The organism is Luteibacter sp. HA06, assembly GCF_054061215.1.
Map to the genome: position 1 here is coordinate 893,333 of NZ_JBSSDZ010000001.1, position 16,501 is coordinate 909,833.

18 protein-coding genes are annotated in these 16,501 nt (G+C 64.6%); 9 read left to right on the forward strand and 9 right to left on the reverse strand.

Annotated features, from left to right (window positions below):
* Nucleotides 1-7: 7 nt before the first annotated feature.
* Complete coding sequence (locus tag ACVWWJ_RS03900) at nucleotides 8-1,303, forward strand: dicarboxylate/amino acid:cation symporter (protein ID WP_159890798.1); 1,296 nt, start codon at nucleotides 8-10, stop codon at nucleotides 1,301-1,303.
* Nucleotides 1,304-1,362: 59 nt separating this feature from the next.
* Here ACVWWJ_RS03900 and ACVWWJ_RS03905 read toward each other — a convergent pair whose 3' ends face one another.
* A complete protein-coding gene (locus tag ACVWWJ_RS03905) occupies nucleotides 1,363-2,262 on the reverse strand; it encodes an AraC family transcriptional regulator (RefSeq protein ID WP_456966838.1) in 900 nt (299 codons plus the stop codon).
* Between the two features lie 80 nt (nucleotides 2,263-2,342).
* Between ACVWWJ_RS03905 and ACVWWJ_RS03910 the strand changes: the two genes are divergently transcribed.
* Nucleotides 2,343-3,095: an alpha/beta fold hydrolase gene (locus ACVWWJ_RS03910; protein ID WP_456966839.1), complete on the forward strand. Its 753-nt coding sequence runs from the start codon at nucleotides 2,343-2,345 to the stop codon at nucleotides 3,093-3,095.
* Nucleotides 3,096-3,173: 78 nt separating this feature from the next.
* Nucleotides 3,174-3,662 (forward strand): RidA family protein, encoded by a 489-nt coding sequence (locus ACVWWJ_RS03915; protein ID WP_456966840.1) that lies wholly within the window; start codon nucleotides 3,174-3,176, stop codon nucleotides 3,660-3,662.
* 144 nt (nucleotides 3,663-3,806) lie between these two features.
* Here the strand turns inward: ACVWWJ_RS03915 and dusB are convergent, their stop codons facing one another.
* From dusB to ACVWWJ_RS03955, 8 genes are all read right to left on the reverse strand, one after another.
* Nucleotides 3,807-4,793 carry a tRNA dihydrouridine synthase DusB gene (dusB, locus tag ACVWWJ_RS03920; RefSeq protein WP_456966841.1) on the reverse strand — a complete coding sequence of 329 codons (987 nt, stop codon included), beginning with the start codon at nucleotides 4,791-4,793 and terminating at the stop codon, nucleotides 3,807-3,809.
* A gap of 54 nt (nucleotides 4,794-4,847) precedes the next feature.
* A complete protein-coding gene (locus ACVWWJ_RS03925) occupies nucleotides 4,848-6,170 on the reverse strand; it encodes a S8 family serine peptidase (protein WP_456966842.1) in 1,323 nt (440 codons plus the stop codon).
* A complete protein-coding gene (locus ACVWWJ_RS03930; protein WP_456966843.1) occupies nucleotides 6,167-6,805 on the reverse strand; it encodes a zf-HC2 domain-containing protein in 639 nt (212 codons plus the stop codon). Before ACVWWJ_RS03930 ends, ACVWWJ_RS03925 begins: the two co-directional genes overlap by 4 nt.
* A complete protein-coding gene (locus tag ACVWWJ_RS03935; RefSeq protein WP_456966844.1) occupies nucleotides 6,802-7,386 on the reverse strand; it encodes an RNA polymerase sigma factor in 585 nt (194 codons plus the stop codon). The genes ACVWWJ_RS03930 and ACVWWJ_RS03935 overlap by 4 nt, the downstream gene beginning before the upstream one ends.
* 83 nt (nucleotides 7,387-7,469) lie before the next feature.
* Nucleotides 7,470-8,138, reverse strand: a complete 669-nt coding sequence (locus ACVWWJ_RS03940; protein WP_456966845.1) for a hypothetical protein — start codon at nucleotides 8,136-8,138, stop codon at nucleotides 7,470-7,472.
* Between the two features lie 129 nt (nucleotides 8,139-8,267).
* Nucleotides 8,268-8,696: a c-type cytochrome gene (locus ACVWWJ_RS03945; RefSeq protein ID WP_159890786.1), complete on the reverse strand. Its 429-nt coding sequence runs from the start codon at nucleotides 8,694-8,696 to the stop codon at nucleotides 8,268-8,270.
* The gene (locus tag ACVWWJ_RS03950; protein ID WP_456966846.1) at nucleotides 8,662-10,005 is read right to left on the reverse strand and encodes a cytochrome C; all 1,344 of its coding nucleotides are present in this window, start codon (nucleotides 10,003-10,005) and stop codon (nucleotides 8,662-8,664) included. The genes ACVWWJ_RS03945 and ACVWWJ_RS03950 overlap by 35 nt, the downstream gene beginning before the upstream one ends.
* Nucleotides 10,006-10,028: 23 nt before the next feature.
* Nucleotides 10,029-10,499 carry a cytochrome b gene (locus ACVWWJ_RS03955; RefSeq protein ID WP_456969654.1) on the reverse strand — a complete coding sequence of 157 codons (471 nt, stop codon included), beginning with the start codon at nucleotides 10,497-10,499 and terminating at the stop codon, nucleotides 10,029-10,031.
* Between the two features lie 256 nt (nucleotides 10,500-10,755).
* On the opposite strand from ACVWWJ_RS03955, the gene ACVWWJ_RS03960 reads away from it, so the two are divergent.
* Genes ACVWWJ_RS03960 through ACVWWJ_RS03985 form a run of 6 tightly spaced genes read left to right on the forward strand, consistent with a single transcriptional unit; the run spans nucleotide 10,756 to nucleotide 16,484 of the window.
* Entirely contained in the window at nucleotides 10,756-11,181 is a 426-nt protein-coding gene (locus ACVWWJ_RS03960) for a sugar 3,4-ketoisomerase (protein ID WP_159890782.1), read from the forward strand.
* A 13-nt stretch (nucleotides 11,182-11,194) separates the two neighbouring features.
* The gene (locus ACVWWJ_RS03965) at nucleotides 11,195-12,307 is read left to right on the forward strand and encodes a DegT/DnrJ/EryC1/StrS family aminotransferase (protein WP_456966847.1); all 1,113 of its coding nucleotides are present in this window, start codon (nucleotides 11,195-11,197) and stop codon (nucleotides 12,305-12,307) included.
* A complete protein-coding gene (locus tag ACVWWJ_RS03970) occupies nucleotides 12,304-13,560 on the forward strand; it encodes an O-antigen translocase (protein WP_456966848.1) in 1,257 nt (418 codons plus the stop codon). The genes ACVWWJ_RS03965 and ACVWWJ_RS03970 overlap by 4 nt, the downstream gene beginning before the upstream one ends.
* Nucleotides 13,557-14,504, forward strand: coding sequence for a glycosyltransferase (locus ACVWWJ_RS03975; protein ID WP_159890778.1), 948 nt, complete (start codon nucleotides 13,557-13,559; stop codon nucleotides 14,502-14,504). Before ACVWWJ_RS03970 ends, ACVWWJ_RS03975 begins: the two co-directional genes overlap by 4 nt.
* Nucleotides 14,501-15,661, forward strand: coding sequence for a hypothetical protein (locus ACVWWJ_RS03980; protein WP_456966849.1), 1,161 nt, complete (start codon nucleotides 14,501-14,503; stop codon nucleotides 15,659-15,661). Before ACVWWJ_RS03975 ends, ACVWWJ_RS03980 begins: the two co-directional genes overlap by 4 nt.
* Entirely contained in the window at nucleotides 15,648-16,484 is an 837-nt protein-coding gene (locus ACVWWJ_RS03985; protein WP_456966850.1) for a Wzz/FepE/Etk N-terminal domain-containing protein, read from the forward strand. The genes ACVWWJ_RS03980 and ACVWWJ_RS03985 overlap by 14 nt, the downstream gene beginning before the upstream one ends.
* Nucleotides 16,485-16,501 lie beyond the last annotated feature (17 nt).

The following is a 16,501-nucleotide window of genomic DNA, read 5'->3' on the forward strand; positions in this document are numbered from 1 at the left end:
CATCCTCATGTCATTACCCACCGCCGCCAGCACGCTCCCGTCACCGAAGCCGCGCAAGCCCTTCTACCGGCAGCTCTATATCCAGGTGCTGGTCGCGGTGGTGATCGGCGTGATCCTTGGTTACCTGTCGCCCGCGTATGCGGTGAAGATGAAGCCGCTGGGCGATGCCTTCATCGCGCTGATCAAGATGGTGATCGGGCCGATCATCTTCTGCACCGTGGTGACCGGCATCGCCGGCATGCGCGACATGCGCAAGGTCGGTCGCGTCGGTGGCAAGGCGTTGCTGTACTTCGAGATGATCTCGACGGTGGCGTTGTTCTTCGGCCTGGTCGCCGGACACATCTTCCATCCGGGCTCCGGCTTCAACGTGGATCCCACCACGTTGAAATCCGGCGAGATCGGCAACCTCGTCGCCCAGGGGCACAACATCGAGTCGATCGAATTCCTGCTGGCGATCATCCCGAACACCTTCATCAGCGCGTTCGCCAAGGGCGATGTGCTCTCGATCCTGCTGATCTCGGTGCTGTTCGGTTGCGCGCTGGCAGCCACGGGCGACCGCGGCAAGCCGGTTTACGATGTGATCGAGGCGGGCGCGCAGGTCTTCTTCAAAATCGTCCACTACATCACCGCCGTCTCGTCCATCGGTGCGTTCGGCGCCATGGCCTTCACCATCGGCAAATACGGCGTCGTCTCGCTGGTGCCACTGATGGAACTGATCGGCAGTTTCTACCTGGTCTGCGTGATCTTCGTCGTGCTGGTGCTGGGCATCGTCGCGCGCATGGCGGGCTTCAGCATCCTGCGGTTCTGCGCGTATATCCGCGACGAGTTGCTGATCGTGCTCGGTACGAGTTCGTCGGAAGTCGTGCTGGCGCCGCTGATGCGCAAGATGGAAGAGCTCGGCTGCCCGAAGGAGACCGTGGGTCTTGTCGTGCCGACCGGCTACTCGTTCAACCTCGACGGCACCAATATCTACCTGACCATGTCGATCCTGTTCATCGCCCAGGCGCTGAACATCGACCTGACGATCCAGCAGCAGATCACGGTGGCGATCGTCGGCATGCTCACCTCGAAGGGCGCAAGCGGCGTTGCCGGTGCAGCGCTGGTAATGTTGGCATCGACCCTGAGCGTCGTGCCCGTGGTGCCGGTCGCAGGGATGGTGCTGATCCTCGGCATCCACCGCTTCCTCGGTACCGGGTTGGCCATGACCAACCTCGTCGGCAACGGCGTGGCGGCCATCGTCGTCTGCGCCTGGGAGAAAGAACTCGACCGCGAGAAGCTGAAGGCAGTGCTGGCAGCCGCTTAGTCGCCGCCAGGCCCTGCCCGGCAGGAGCCGCTGCCGCGGGATCGCCGATGAATCGGCTCCTACAGAAAGTCCGTGGGCGGTTTGCCGGCCTCGGCGCGCGGCGAATAACCGTACAGGGCTTTGTACGCGCGACTGAACGCCGCTTCGGAACGATAGCCGACGCTCAAACCAACCTGTCCAACCCGTGCTCCCGGTTTGCCTAACAGCTCGCGGGCAAGCGCAAGGCGCCACTCGTTCGAATAACGTTGTGGCGACTGGCCGACCAGGCTAGTAAAACGATCGTAGAAACTTGATCGCGACATCCCGGCCGTGGCAGCCAGGGCATCGACACTCCAGCGCTCGCGCGGGTTCTCATGGATGGATTTGATTGCGCGGGCGATGCGTGCGTCGACAAGGCCGCCGAGCCAGCCGGACGTATGCCCCTGGTGCACCCAACTGCGAAGTGTCCGGATCACCACGAGATCGATCAGGCGGGAAACCATCAGCGCAGCACCCGCCTGAAGGGCGGTCGCTTCCATCATCATGAAGCCGACGACGGGTCCGAGCCACGCAGCGCAGTCCTCCTCCGTGACGTGGATCCGGGGCGGTAGTGCCAGAGCCGTACCGTGGCGGCTTTCTGCGTCGAACCAGAAGCTGCAGTCGATGATCTTCGCCGGCGCGTCGGCTGTCACGACGCGCACTTCCCGGGGCCCGTGAGGCAACAGGAGCAGTTCGCCTTTACGCACCTGCATGGTTTCGGCGCCCTCGGCGTGGACCGTGAGTACGCCTTCCGTGACCACGACAACGTGCGCCGTCCTCGCATCCAGCTGAACCACGTGATTCGCCAAGAGCATCCGCGAGCTGACTTTGTCCCCCGTGAGACGAAGTTGCGCAAGCACGTGAGAGAGCAGGTCAGCCGAAGGCGAGGTGCTTTCCTCGTCGGATGGATGAACAGGCAAGTTTTGCGGATGTTCTGTCATGGCCGGTGGTCTCGTCGGAAGGTATATCTATCCTTCCGAAAAAACCTAACACAGCGGCATCTTCCCAACAGGATTTCTTGATGAAACTTCTTTATCCGACTGCGGCTCTGGCTGCAGTCCTGGCTATGTCAGCCCCCATTGCAGCCGAGGCGGCAACCGCGCACAACGTGGTCCTGGTCCACGGTGCGTTCGCAGGCCCTTCGAGCTGGGACAAGGTTGCCTCGATACTCCGTAAAAAAGGATTCGCGGTGACTGAGGTCGCCATACCGATGACCTCGCTGGAGGCCGATGTGGATGCGACTCGCAAGGTGCTGGAATCGCAAAAGGGTCCGACCATCCTGGTCGGGCATTCGTGGGGCGGAGTCGTGATCGGCGAAGCGGGCGACAGCCCGAAGGTGAAGGCGCTGGTCTATGTCGCGGCGTTTGCTCCCGACAAGGGCGAGAGTGTGCAGGCGCTCTCCAGCAACGGTCCGCCCACCGACGGCCAGAAAGAGGTGCATCCGGATGCGAAGGGCTTCCTGACGATCGACCCCACCGCCTTCCCTCGTCTCTTCGTGGGTGATGTGCCTGCCGCCGAAGGGGCCGCGCTCGCCGGCGAGCAGATGCCGATCAGTGCCACCGCCTTTGGCACGCCGGCTTCGATTGCCGCATGGCATAGCAAGCCGACGTTCTACGCAATCTCGGGCAACGACCTGATGATTCCGCCGCAGGCGGAAGCGTTCTTTGCGCAGCGTATGAAGGCGACGACGGTGACGATCCCTTCAAGCCACGCATCGCCGGTATCGCATCCGGATGAAGTCGCTGCGCTTATCGAGAAAGCAGCCAGGCTGTGATCTGCGCCGGCATCGCGACCATTGAGGCCGCGATGCCGGCCTGTCCTCGATCCGAAACTATCCGCCCAGGTGAGATACATGCCTATGCATTGCATTGATCGACTCAGGCAACTGGGTTTTGAACTTCCGCCGGCGTTTCCTGCGCTGGGCTCGTACAACCTGGTGACGCCGGTCGGTGATCAGGTATTCGTGTCGGGCCTGGGTCCCATCAAGGATGGCAAGCCGATCTGTGGCGTTGTCGGCGATGACGTGACCCTGGGGGAGGCACAGGACGCGGCCCGATTGACGATGCTCCTGATCCTCGCGAGTCTCGAGCAGGATTGCGGCCTCGACAGCATCACACGCTGCCTGCGCCTGACGGTCTATGTCCGGGCCGACGCATCGTTCAGGGATCATCCGAAGGTCGCCGACGGTGCGAGCGATCTGTTGCGCGATCTTTTTGGCCCCGAGGTGCTGCCCGCGCGAAGCGCGATTGGCGTTGCGTCACTGCCGATGGGCATTCCCGTCGAGATCGACAGCATCTTCGCAAGGCGTTCCCTCCAGCCCGATCGGCCGCTCGCCCGGTAGAAGCCGCTTCAGCGGCGATGCTCTTGTGGGAGCCGCTTCAGCGGCGATGGGTGCTCGTCGCCACCTGGCCCGCTGCCGCGGGATCGCCGCTGAAGCGGCTCCCACACGCTGCGCGGCTCCTACACGAGGCACAGCTCTCCCAGATCAGGCGGCGAGGGAAGTTCCGGCTGCCAGCGCGTCGAAATACTCGCGCGTCAGCCGCATCTGCGTGGCGGCATCTTCGGCGCGATTGACGACATCGCGGAACGCGGCGTTTTCCGGGCGATCCTTCGCGTACCAGCCAAGGTGCTTACGCGCGATACGCACGCCCATCTTTTCGCCGTAGAACGCGTAGAGATGTTCGAGGTGGCCGCAGAGGATGTCGCGTACCTCGGTGGGCGTCGGTTCGGCGAGGTGATCGCCGGTGTCGAGGAAATGCGCGATCTCACGGAAGATCCACGGGCGCCCCTGCGCGCCGCGGCCGACCATGATGGCGTCGGCGCCTGTCGCCGCAAGTACCTCGCGCGCTTTCTCGGGTGTCACGACGTCGCCGTTGGCCATGACAGGAATACGCACGCTGGCCTTCACCGCGGCGATCGTCGCGTATTCCGCGTCGCCCTTGTATTTGTCGGCGCGCGTGCGGCCGTGCACGGCAAGCGCGGCGATGCCGGCGTCTTCGGCAATGCGCGCGATGGTCAGTGCATTGCGGTTGTCGCGATCCCAGCCAGTGCGGATTTTCAGCGTGACGGGGATATCGACGGCCTTGACCACGGCGGCGAGGATGCGCGCCACCAGCGGTTCGTCCTGCAACAGGGCGGAGCCCGACCAGACGTTGCAGACCTTCTTCGCCGGGCAGCCCATGTTGATGTCGACGATCTGCGCGCCGTTGTCCGCGTTGTACTTCGCAGCTTCGGCGAGCATGCCGGGATCGTAGCCGGCGATCTGCACGCTGACCGGCTCGGGCTCGCCGTCGTGATCCATGCGGCGAAGCGACTTCGTCGTATGCCATAAGCGCGGATCGGCGGTCGTCATCTCGGACACGGCCAGACCGGCCCCCATGCGCTTGCAGAGGAGGCGGAAGGGCTTGTCGGTGACGCCAGCCATGGGCGCGAGCACCACGCTGGGCGCGATGGAGTAGGGGCCGATACGCATAGGGCCATTTTACGCGATCCGCGCCGGGGCCGTGTCCAGGCCTCTCCCGCCAGTTCAGCGGGCGGCTTTGCCGGTCTTTTTCAGGGCGGCGACGGCGCCCGCGGCGTTCACTTCCAGCAGGCCGTGTTTCTGCTGGCTACTGCTCAGAAGGATGGCGTGGACCGACGCGGGATCCAGCTCCGGCGCGAGCGAAAGCATCAGGGCGACGATGCCGCTGACGTGGGCGGTTGCCATGGAGGAGCCCGAACTGAAGTCGTACCCGCCGCCGGGCTGGGTGGTCAGGATATCGGTCCCCGGCGCACTGACAACGCCGGCGGGAGCGGCAGTCGTCGCGCTGGTCCGCACCACGATGACCCCGGGTGCGCCATCGGGAAAGCCACTCAGCTTGCCGTCGGGCGGCATGGCCGTGATGACGATGCGGCCCTCGCTGAGGATCTTGGCGAGCAGTTTGCTGAGCAGCGGATCGGCCGGGCCGCCGAGGCTGAGGTTGACGATGCGTGCATCCGTATCGTTTACCGCCGCCAGTGCCTTGGCCAGCGTGAACGAGTTGCAACGGGCACCGCCCTGGGCCTCGGGTGGATACCAGCAAGCCTTGTAGACGCTGAGCCTGGCCTTCGGCGCGATGCCGACCATGCCCTGGTGATTGTCACCGATGGCGGCGATGATGCCGGCCACTTCGGTGCCGTGGCTGTCGTGATCGAAAGCCGAGGTGTCGTCGTCGACGACGTTGCGCGTATCGCCGATGTGTCCGCGCAGGTCGGGATGGCTCATGTCCACCCCGGTATCGACGATGGCGACGCGAACGCCTTCGCCCTGGGAGGCGTTATGCGCCAGCGCAGCGTCGGTTTCCACGAACCCGCGCTGCAGGTCGGCATAAGGATCGTTGTACTTGTGCGCGTCGCTGGCGCTGGCGCTGGCGCTGGCGACGCCGCCGTTCGAATACACCGAATAGTCCTGCAACGGCTGCGCGAGTTGCACGCGCTGGTCTTTTTGCAAGGCAGCGATGAGCTGGTCGCGATCGACGCCCGGTGCCGGGTGAAGCACGACGCAATACAGATCGAGTGCCTTGATCGGCCAGCCGCTCACTTCCTGCAGGGCGTAATGCTGCTTAAGGTCTGCAAGCTCGGAAATGGCATGCTGGCCGGCACCGTAATGCGCCGACGGCGTGTAACCGAGCACGCTGGAGCCAGCATGCGTGGCGGCGGGCGTGAGCGGATTGGCCACCGCGAGTACGATGTCGCGGCGACTGTCCATGCGGTTCACCGCGCCCGCTGACGAGGCGCTCACCGTGGCATCCGACGACGGTGTCGGCCGTGCCGGGGCACAGCCCGTCAGTGCTGCAAGCAACGCCAACAGCGGGATGACGCCGATCTTCATGGATTGGCGTTGACCGGTTCGGCAAGGCGAATACCGTGTGCTGCGCGAAGACGCTGCACCGTCTGGGCGGATGCGGTGGCACCGCCGTCCGGCAGCACGGTATAGGCTCCGACGTCGTTCGGGCCACCGATCACCTGCAGCTGCATCGAACGAAGCAGCGTGCTCCAGTCGGCCAGCTTCATGCCCGTATCGGGAACGACATGGATGGCACCTGCCGGCACATGCGCGGTCTCCTGGCTGAGCGTGCGGTACGCGGGCTGGGGCGTACCTTCGGCCCAGAACCGGGCGCCGAGTGCACCCAGGCCAATGGCCTGAAGTAGCACGGCCGCCACCAGCGCGCGAGTCAGCCAGCTGCCGCCCACCGAGCGCGCACGGGTGACTTCGACTTCCGGCGCATCGAGGCGGGCGAGCAGGCGGCGCAGGCCAAGCTCCGGGTCGATCGACACATCCGCCGGCAGCGACATCGCCAGGCGCAAGCGTTTCTGTTGCTCGAATTCCGCGTGGCATCCGTCGCATTCGGCCAGGTGGCTCATCAGCCACTCGGTCTGTTCCTGCGGGGCACTGTCCTGGAGTACCCAGGGCATGGCTTCCCACGCGCGGGCGCACTCACGGCCGGTATCCGTCGGCATCCTCATGGCGCATTCTCCTTGGTGAGGGTGGTGGCACCGGCAAGCCCCGGAAGCACGTTGCGCAGCTTGACGCGCGCATGGAAGAGGCGTGCTTTCACGGTACCTACCGGGCACTGCATGATGACGGCGACATCGTCCAGCGTATGGCCGACGCCGTAGACCAGTTCGACCACGACCCGCTGATCCACCGTAAGGCGATCCATCCCCTTGCCCAGCCAGTCGCGCAGTTCGCGGTCTTCGTCGGGGTCGTGGGAGGGAATGCGGTCTTCGGGAATCGAGTCCTCGTCCACGGGTTCGCTGCCGTGCTGGCGCAGGGCCTTGAGGCCGCAGCGGTAGGCGATGCCCATGATCCAGGTGGAGACACGCGAATCGCCATGGAAGCTGCCGGCTTTCTGCCAGGTGATCCAGAGGCAGTCGTTGATGACCTCCTCGATGATGTCCGCGCGCCGGGTCAGGCGTGACAGGAAGCGGCAGAGACGCCCGTGGTAGCTGCGGTACAGCACGGTGAGCGCTGCACGGTCGCCCGCCGCCATCCGTTGGAGCAGCAGGCGGTCGGTGGTATCGGCGTCGGTATCCGCGTCATTCATGGGTTGGCTGGAGCTGGTCGGGGAGGCCAGCGTAAGTACCCCGTTCGAGGTAAAAGGTTGCGCCGTGCCCCGGGAGCGCCCGGTTAGAGTGTCCGCGAAATCGTCGCATTCCACGGTGAGACGGCTGGGGAGCCCACGGGGCGTGCCGCATGACGGGTCATGATGTGGTTGAGCTCGACCCGCCAGCCCGCATTCTCCCATACCAGGCCGCCATGACCGTACTGGTAACGGGCGTATTCGCGGTTGTAGGGAGTGATGAAGTACTGGGCGGTGCCGACGCCGGCGGACACCGATACATTCCGGACGAGCGGCCAGTGGAAGCCGATATCCGCCGCGCCACGCGGACCGCGGCCCCCGGTATGGACGAGTCGGGCCTCGGAAAGGCCTAGGGTCAGCACGTCGCGATAGATCCAGTTGGCCGCCAGTTCGACGCGATCGTAGTTTCGCGAGTGGGAATCGTTGCCGTAGCGGTAATAGAGCAGGCTGGTCTGCATCTGCCAGTCGGTCGACAGCGTCCAGGCGTATGACGCCTGCGCCAGCGCCTCCACGATCTGACCCGGCGAGCGCGTTTCCGTGCTGGCCGAGAGGCCGAGCGACCAGCCTGAGGGCGTCGTCCAGGAGAGTGCACCTTGCAGGACGGGGGTCTTCGGGGTGACTGCCAGCCCGCGATCGACGAGCTGGTTGCTGATGGCGACGACGCCACCGATGCTCGACGACTGCGCGTGCAGCACGCCGGGAGCGACGCCCAACATCAACGCCGCACTGGCCCCGAGCCAGCCACACGAGACCGTCGGCAGGGTGGCGAACCACCGAGCCGACCGCGTACCCCTTTGCGTTAACCCGGGGTGGCCTTGCCGCATCACGTCGTCATTCAGATGTCGTCAGTGCACGCTGCTCAGGTAAGACAAGAGGTCGTCCAACTGTTTCGCGTCGGTGAGGCCATCGTATTTCATCTTCGTGCCGGGGTTGGCCGTTTTGGCCGGTTGGGACAGGTACCAGTGGAGTTTGTCCGCGGTCCAGGTCCAGTTCGCCTGTTTCAGTGCATCTGAATAGCTGTAGTCGGCGATGCTTCCCGACTGGCGCCCCACGATACCGAACAGGCTGGGGCCCTTCTTGTTGCGACCCTCCTTCACGGTGTGGCATTCGGCACATTCGGACTTGAAGACGTCGGCACCCGCGGCGGCATCGCCCGCCCGGGCGACCGGCGATGCCGCGGCCCAGCCGAGCAACAGGCTGGCCAGGGCAACGCCGTGCAGCCAACGGCCGCGATGATCTTCAGAACGCGAGGCTGGCGGAAAGGGAGAAAGCATTCAGATCTCCTGCATTGGTGGCTGGGGCGCCGGGGGGCGCGCCGAAAACGTTGTGGCCGCGTCCGTCGAACTTCGTGATGCGATACCAGGTGGCGGCCAGCTTGAGGTTGGCAATGGTGGTGTACGAATCGTCCTTGCCGAACGGCGCCCAGAACAGCGTGACGACGTTGCTGGTGGCGTCCGGGTCGCCGAAGGGCGGATAGCGCACGTCGTCGTGGCTGCCGGTGCTCAGCGAGTGCGATACCGAGAGGCTGTAGCTCTGGTGGAACGTGTACGTGGCGGTGAGTGTCTGGTCGCGGACATCCCCGCGGTCGGGTGCTATGACACCGCCGGGCCCGAACAGATCCGCCCCGTAGTGGCGCTGTTCGAGGATGTTGACGTAGGCGAGCTGGATGATGTGTTCGCGATTGCCGAGGTACTGGTACGTGAGGTCGTAACCGAGATCGGTGAGGTTGTCGCTGGGCCCGGACCGGGGCAATGAGCGATGCGTCGTCAGTGCCACCACCCCGGCGGAGAAGAACTGCTTCTTCATGTCCTTCATGTACGCGAAGCGGAAATAACCGGTGTCGTGCAGCTTGCCCGGATCACTGGCGACGTTGTAACCGAGGTGGTCCTGCGTCGACGTCGGCAGCGAGCGGTAGGTGCCGACTTCGCTGTACCAGTTCTGGTCGTAGAGGGCATACATCGTCGCGCCGATGACACGGTCGCCCGGCGCATTCGGGGTGGCCAGGCTGAGCAGCGAGCCGGTCACGCCCACCGGAGAGATGAACGACGCATTCGGCAGTGCGGCGATCGGGTCCTGGAAGCCCGGGCTGTTGTTCACGCTGACGCCGAGCGTGAGGTCCTTGCCACCGAGCTTCAGTTCCTTGGCGACGAAGCGCAGGTCCACGTTGCTCAGCCGGGTGTTATAGGTGTCGTGCCCAGTGCGATCGGCCTCGACTTTCACGAAGCCACCGACCTGGTCGGTGAGGCGGCCAGCGAGGTAGAGATCACCTTCGGTGAGATCCGTCGTGCTCTTGCCCGTCGCCGGATTGGTGTAGGTCTCCTTCAGCTGGCCCGAGACCGGAACCTTGAAGCCCTTGCCGTCGGTATCGGTATAGCCATTGAGCTTGAAGCGCATGCCGTAAGGCGTGAGCTGGGGTCCATAGGAGCCGGCGTGGCAGTCCGCGCAGGCGGAGCCGGTCTGCCGCGCATACGCGGGAATCGCCTGTACGGATGTGCTGGCGAACATCAGCAACGCCGCGACGGCCCAGCCCAGGTGAGCGGGGCGCGCCCAGCGTGAAACGCGTCGGATCAGTTGGGACAACATGACATTTCCTTGTTTTCGTTGAGTCAGCGACGGCGTTTGGGCCACATCCGGCGGAGCACGCCGTCGCGCATGACGAAGTGGTGCCATAGCGCGGCAGCGATGTGCAGGCACACCAGTGCCAGCAGGATCCATGCGGCATCGAGGTGCCAGGCCTGGAGGTTGTCGGCGAGGTCTTCGTCCGCGGCAACGAAGTTGGGCAGCGTGGAGCCGAACAGGTGCACGGGTTTGCCCTGGGCGCTGCTGAGCGCCCACCCCAGCAGGGGCAGGGTGACCAGCAAGGCATAAAGGGCGACATGGGTGACACCGGCGGCGACGCGCACCGGCCATGCCATGTCAGTTGGCGGGTGAAGCTTGCCCAGCCTGAGGCGAACGACCACCCGGACGACGAACAGGGCCAGTACGAACAGGCCGAAATGACGATGCCCCTCGAGCAACCACATGCGTACGGCACGCCCGTCGAGCTGGTCGCGCGTGAGGATGAAGGCGGCCGCCATGACCACGCAGATCACCGTGAGCCAATGCAGGACACGCAGGCGCCGCGGCAGGGGCGCCGCGCGTTCCCTGCCCGACAACGGCTTGTCCCTCAAGGGGATTCGTGGATTCAGTCCCATGCCCGAGCTGCCCTTCGCATCGATGCCAATGCGATTGAGTGCCCGGGGAGCCCGGGAAGGTTGCCGCAACCTTTGATGACAGGCCCGGCACTCAGCTTCGTACGACGCCAAATCAACGAAACAGTGCCTGGCCGACACCATGGAAATCGAGCGCATCCAGTTACAGAAGCACGGCGATAGTCGCGGCATGCTCGTTTCCCTGGAGCAGAACCGGAACGTTCCGTTCGAGATACGGCGCGTTTACTACATTTTTGCCAACACCCCGGACGTGCACCGGGGGCAACACGCCCATCGACATCTGACGCAACTGGCCGTGCCGGTGCGCGGATCGGTGACGATGCTGCTGGACGACGGCAGCGGACCGGCGACGGTCGTGCTCGATGACCCCACGCAAGGCCTTCTCCTGGGCAGCATGGTCTGGCGCGAGCTTTACGACTTCAGCGAGGACTGCGTGCTGATGGTCCTGGCCGACCAGTTCTACGATCCGGGCGACTACATCACCGACTATGCGCAGTTCCTGCGGGAAGTGCGCGGCGTGCGTTACGTGGAAGGCCTGGCCCTGTGACAAGGCGCGTGTAATGGATGTGCCCTTCCTCGATGTACGCGCCATCAACGCACGTCACGCCGACGAACTGAAGGCCGCTGCCGCGCGCGTGATCGACTCGGGCTGGTACGTGCTCGGTGAAGAAGTCGGCGCCTTCGAACAGGAGTTCGCCCAGTGGTGCGGCGCACCTCATGCGCTCGGCGTCGGAAACGGGCTGGATGCGTTGACCCTCATCCTGCGTGCCTACAAGTCGTTAGGCCGGCTGGCCGACGGCGACGAAGTCATCGTGCCGGGCAATACGTTCATCGCAAGTTTTCTCGCCATCACACAGAGCGGCCTGATACCGGTCGCGGTCGAGCCGGACCCCGCGACGTTCAATCTGGATCCCTCCCGTGTCGAGGCGGCCATCGGGCCCCGGACGCGCGCGATCATGCCTGTGCATCTGTATGGGCAGCTGGCCGACATGCCCGCGCTCATGGAGATCGCCCGTCGGAACGATCTCCTGGTAATCGAGGACGCGGCGCAGGCGCACGGTGCCGCCCTGTCGGGCCGACGCGCAGGCACCTTCGGTCATGCCGCCGCCTTCAGTTTTTTTCCCGCGAAGAACCTGGGTGCGCTGGGCGATGGCGGGGCGGTCGTCACCGCCGATGCCGACCTGGCCGGGCGCGTGGGCGCGTTGCGTAACTATGGCTCGCTGGAAAAATACCGGCACCTCTACCAGGGCGTGAACTCCCGCCTGGACGAAATCCAGGCAGCGATGTTGCGCGTGAAGCTGAAGTACGTCGATGCCGACGTCGCGCACCGCCGCGCCGTCGCGCGCCTCTACCGCGAGGGCATCCGACATCCCGACATCGCCTTGCCGACTGTCGTCGCCGAGGAAGGTCACGCCTGGCACCTGTTCGTCGTGCGCAGTGCACACCGCGACGCCCTGCAGGCGCACCTGATGGGGCAGGGCATCCATGCCCAGATCCACTATCCCGTGCCTCCGCACCGCCAGCCGGCGTACGCCGGTGCTCACGACGTGAGCTTGCCCCTTACCGAGCGGCTGCACGATCAGGTGTTGAGTCTTCCCATCGGGCCGACGCTCGACAGCGAGTCGGTGGAGCGTGTCATCGCCGCCTGCATGACCTTCAGGTCGCCACGATGAACCTCGCCCGCGCCGGTTTCTATTCGGCCCTCGGCACCGCGGCACGGCTGCTGGCGGGCCTCGTCGTGATCAAGCTGGTGGCCTGGTTTGCCGGGCCCGAAGGCGTCGGCCGGCTGGGCCAGTTCATGAGTCTGATGTCCTTGCTGGCTGTTCTCGCCGGTGGCGGGATCAGCGCGGGCATCGTCAAGTACGTCGCCGAATATCGTGGCGATCCGCAGAAGTTGTCGCGGCTGCTTGCCGCGGCCCTTTCCTATGCACTGTGCGCGTCATGCCTGATGGGGCTTGCCGCGCTGGTCTTCAGCCGCCAGCTGGCCATCTGGATCCTTGGCGATCCATCGTACGAAAGCCTCATACGCATACTCGCACTGGCCCAGCTGGGTATTGCCGCCGTGAATTACGTGCTGGCCGTCATCAATGGCTTCATGGATGTGCAGCGGCTGGCCTTCATCCAGGTCATTGGCTCGGTACTGGGCATCGTCATCGCGGCGTGGCTGGCCAGCCGCTTCCAGCTCTACGGCGCCTTGCTCGCGCTGGTGCTTGGCCAGCTGGCGTGGCTCGCGGTCGCGCTTCCCTCGTGGTGGCGTAGTCCCTACTTCCGGCAGAGCCTGCCGCGCTTGCGCTTCGACCGGGAGATGAACGGGCGTCTGGCCGCATTCTCCCTGATGACGATCAGTTCGGCCTTGCTCCCGCCCCTGGTGAACATCGCCGTGCGCGATCACCTCGCCCTGCAGTTCGGCTGGCAGCCGGTGGGCAACTGGCAAGCCGTGAGCAAGGTGTCGGACGCCTACCTGCTTTTCCTTACCGCGGCGATCAACATCTACTACCTGCCGAAGCTGGCATCGATCAGCGAGCGCGGCGCGCTTGTCGGCGAGCTGCGCAACGCCTACCGGCACATCCTTCCCGCGGTCATCGTCCTTGCCGGGTTGGTATACGTCGCGCGTGACTGGGTGACGCGGATACTTTTCAGCACGGACTTCACGATGGCCGATGCGCTCTATGCGCCCCAGCTCGTGGGCGACGTGATCAAGATCGCCTCGTTCGTTCTCTCGTACGTGATGCTGGCCAAGGCCATGACCCGCCTGTTCGTCGCGTCCGAGATCGCCTTCGGCATCTCTTACCTGCTGCTCGTTTACCTGTGCACGGCGCATTTCGGGCTGGTCGGTGCGATGTACGCCTTCGCCATCAACTACACCGGTTATCTCATTTTCAACGTGCTGGTGGTCCGGCATTACCTGGGAGGGCTGCGCACATGACCGACAACCTCGATGACGGGATGCGCGCGCCCCTCGTATCCGTACTGATCCCTGCGTTCAACCACGAAAGCTTCATCAAGCGGTGTCTCGACAGCGTGCTCGAGGATCCCTATCCGGCCAAGGAGATCGTCATCATCGACGACGGTTCTACCGACCATACCGCCGAACGCATCGAGCATTGGGTAGCCGCGCACGGTAGCGAGATCCCGGTGGAGTTCGTGCGCCGGGAAAATCGCGGTATCGCCGCCACGCTCAATGAGCTGGCGGCGCGCTCGCACGGCGAATTCCTCCGCATCGGCGCCAGCGACGACTACCTGCTTCCGGGTGGCCTGGAGGCGCAGGTACGTTACCTCGTATCGCACAGGAACAAGGGCGCAGTGATCGGCGATTCCATCGTGATCGACGGCGAGGGCAATCGCCTGTACGACAGCGGCATGAGCGACCTGCACGGCGCGGACAAGAGCCTCTACGATTCGAGCGATGGCATCCGCCGGGCCGTGATCGGTCACTGGGCGATCGGCGGCCCGGTGACCTTGCTACGCAAAAGCGTGCTGGAGACCGTCGCGCGGTGGACCGAAGGGCTTCGCATCGACGACTGGGACATGTTTCTTCGCCTGGCCGCCCGCGATGCCATTGGCTTCATCGACGTCACGGTCTGCGCTTATCGCCTGCATGGCGCCAATTTCAGCAAGACGCGACATACGGCAACCCGTATCGTCAACCTCGTCGAGTCGCGCGAAGTGGCCATGAGCCGGGTCTGCCTGTTCGACGAGCCATACCGCACGCTACTCCGCGCGCAGGCGCAGTACATCGGTGCGAAGATTGCCTTCCTGCAGAAGAGGCATGGACGCGTCGCCCTGCACCTGGCGGCTTATGCGTCACTGCTCGTGCTTTCGAAGCTGCGCCTGCGCCGGGCCGCTCATGCGCACGCGGAGGGCGTGTGAACCGGGTCCTTCGCCAACCCGCCACGTACATCGCGTGGCCGCTGCTGTTCGCCTGCGGTCTCACCGAGGTCGCCTACGACTTTCCGGCGGGCTATCTCCAGGGCATGTTGCTGCTCGTGATGGGTGCCGTCGGTATCATCCTTTTCGATGCCTTCGCCGGTGTCCGGCTGCCTTCCATCGGGCGGTTCCGGGCCCATGATTACGTGGGCAGTCGCGAGGCTCTCGTCGCGCTCGTCTTCGCCGCGGTCGTGATCGTCTTCTGCGGACTGGACCTCGCCCTGTTCCCGGTGCCGTTGATCGACAATCCGGCGTCGTACGCCACGATGGAGCCCGGGCGCGAACACATCCGGCACATATCGTCGCTTTGCTGGACGCTTCCGCCGATCGGCCTTCTATGCACGCGCAAGCGCGGCCTGCGCAACGCGCTGATCCTCATTGGCCTGGTCTTTCCTGTCCTGGTGATCGACCGCAACCGCATCTTCGCGGCGCTGTTCTCCTTTGCGCTGATCATCCTGTTCCGACGTGACGTGCGTCGTCCGTTGCCGTGGAAGTCGGTGGGCGTGATCGGTGTGATCGGCGCCACCGTCTTCTCGGTGCTTGGTGCCGTCCGATCAGGTTCGCTGGATAACGTGGCCTTGCCGTTCAGCGCCCTCTACCGTGCCTCTCCCCAGGGCATCAAGTGGCTGGTGCTCTATGTGAGCGCAGGGCCGTACAACTTTGCCTCCATGGTGAGCAAGGGCTACGCCGACACGAGCATCCTGTATGGCCAGCTGGTCCCGCTCAGCGGGCCGGTCACTATTGCGGCGGCGAGCATTCCCTTCGACGCGACCAACATCAACGTAGGCACCGAGTTCCTTCCGTTCCTGCTCGCCTTCGGGCCGTGGGGAGCGGTGGCTTCGATGATCGCGCTTTACGGCTTGCTGGTCTGGAGCGTGCGCCGGCTCCGCGCCTCCGTGTCGCTGTTCTCGTTGCTGATTTTCCTGCGTGTCGCCTATGTCTGCGTCATGTCGCCCTTCGCGCCGCAGGCCTTCATCTGGACGAACGTCGTGTTCGTCGTTCTCTGTCTCCTCATGCAGCTCTTCGCGGCGTTGCTGCCGAGCCGGCGTGACGGCGTCCATCCCCTGCCTACGAACGAGTCCATGCATGGAACGAGATGAGATTTACCTGATCGACCTTTGGCACATCCTGCGACGCGAATGGCGCTGGTTTGCCTTCGTCCTCGTGGCTGTCCTCGCGCTCACCTTCGCCTGGGTGCAGTCCGCACGCAGCCAATGGGAGGCCACGGCCTGGATACAGATCGGGCAGGTGGGGTCGGGCCCGGTGGGCGTGGATCCGAAGGCCGAACCCCTGTACCGCGTGATTGCACGCGTGCAGACGGACGCCTTCCAGGACGACGTGGTTCACACGTTGGGCCTTGAACGCGAATCGGCGGAAGCGAAACTGTTCCGCAGGAGCCTCAAGACGGACCCCACGCCGTTCGGCAACTTCTTCAAGCTCTCGGTCCGCGGCTATTCGGCGCAACAGGCGAAGGATCTTGCGACCACGGTCATGGTCACCTTGCAGGCCATCCACCAGCGCATCGATGCGCTGCCGCTCAAGCTCGCGCGGGATCGCCTCGACGAGCTCCAGGCCAATCTGCAGATTGCCCTTGCCGACCGCAACCGCCTGATCGCCACGTCGTCGTCGTCCGATCACACGGCGGCTGCGCTTGCCGGCGTCCTGCTTGCCAGCAAGAACGAAGATATCCGCGCGCTGCAGCAGGCGCACAGCGAGCTGCTCGTTCGCCTTGCGCCTAACTACACCTACGAAACCTCGATGCCGTGGCCCATTTACGTGCCGGTGGGGCGCTCGTTTCCGAACGGCCCGCTGAGCATCGGTATCGGTATCGTCCTCGGCCTGTTCCTCGCGGGCGTCGCCGCCATCGGGCGCAATGCCGCGCGGCGCTATTCAACCAAAGCCCGTTCGCCCGGCACTCACTGATATGACGATGCGGACAC

Bases quoted from the DNA above. Each gene is read 5' to 3' on its own strand.
- ACVWWJ_RS03985 (WP_456966850.1), top strand. From the start codon at position 15,648: ATGGAACGAGATGAGATTTACCTGATCGACCTTTGGCACATCCTGCGA.
- ACVWWJ_RS03955 (WP_456969654.1), bottom strand. From the start codon at position 10,499: ATGGCGGCCGCCTTCATCCTCACGCGCGACCAGCTCGACGGGCGTGCC.
- ACVWWJ_RS03960 (WP_159890782.1), top strand. From the start codon at position 10,756: ATGGAAATCGAGCGCATCCAGTTACAGAAGCACGGCGATAGTCGCGGC.
- ACVWWJ_RS03905 (WP_456966838.1), bottom strand. From the start codon at position 2,262: ATGACAGAACATCCGCAAAACTTGCCTGTTCATCCATCCGACGAGGAA.
- ACVWWJ_RS03945 (WP_159890786.1), bottom strand. From the start codon at position 8,696: ATGCTTTCTCCCTTTCCGCCAGCCTCGCGTTCTGAAGATCATCGCGGC.
- dusB (WP_456966841.1), bottom strand. From the start codon at position 4,793: ATGCGTATCGGCCCCTACTCCATCGCGCCCAGCGTGGTGCTCGCGCCC.
- ACVWWJ_RS03900 (WP_159890798.1), top strand. From the start codon at position 8: ATGTCATTACCCACCGCCGCCAGCACGCTCCCGTCACCGAAGCCGCGC.
- ACVWWJ_RS03940 (WP_456966845.1), bottom strand. From the start codon at position 8,138: ATGTTGGGCGTCGCTCCCGGCGTGCTGCACGCGCAGTCGTCGAGCATC.
- ACVWWJ_RS03950 (WP_456966846.1), bottom strand. From the start codon at position 10,005: ATGTTGTCCCAACTGATCCGACGCGTTTCACGCTGGGCGCGCCCCGCT.
- ACVWWJ_RS03910 (WP_456966839.1), top strand. From the start codon at position 2,343: ATGAAACTTCTTTATCCGACTGCGGCTCTGGCTGCAGTCCTGGCTATG.
- ACVWWJ_RS03930 (WP_456966843.1), bottom strand. From the start codon at position 6,805: ATGAGGATGCCGACGGATACCGGCCGTGAGTGCGCCCGCGCGTGGGAA.
- ACVWWJ_RS03970 (WP_456966848.1), top strand. From the start codon at position 12,304: ATGAACCTCGCCCGCGCCGGTTTCTATTCGGCCCTCGGCACCGCGGCA.
- ACVWWJ_RS03925 (WP_456966842.1), bottom strand. From the start codon at position 6,170: ATGAAGATCGGCGTCATCCCGCTGTTGGCGTTGCTTGCAGCACTGACG.
- ACVWWJ_RS03965 (WP_456966847.1), top strand. From the start codon at position 11,195: ATGGATGTGCCCTTCCTCGATGTACGCGCCATCAACGCACGTCACGCC.
- ACVWWJ_RS03915 (WP_456966840.1), top strand. From the start codon at position 3,174: ATGCCTATGCATTGCATTGATCGACTCAGGCAACTGGGTTTTGAACTT.
- ACVWWJ_RS03935 (WP_456966844.1), bottom strand. From the start codon at position 7,386: ATGAATGACGCGGATACCGACGCCGATACCACCGACCGCCTGCTGCTC.
- ACVWWJ_RS03975 (WP_159890778.1), top strand. From the start codon at position 13,557: ATGACCGACAACCTCGATGACGGGATGCGCGCGCCCCTCGTATCCGTA.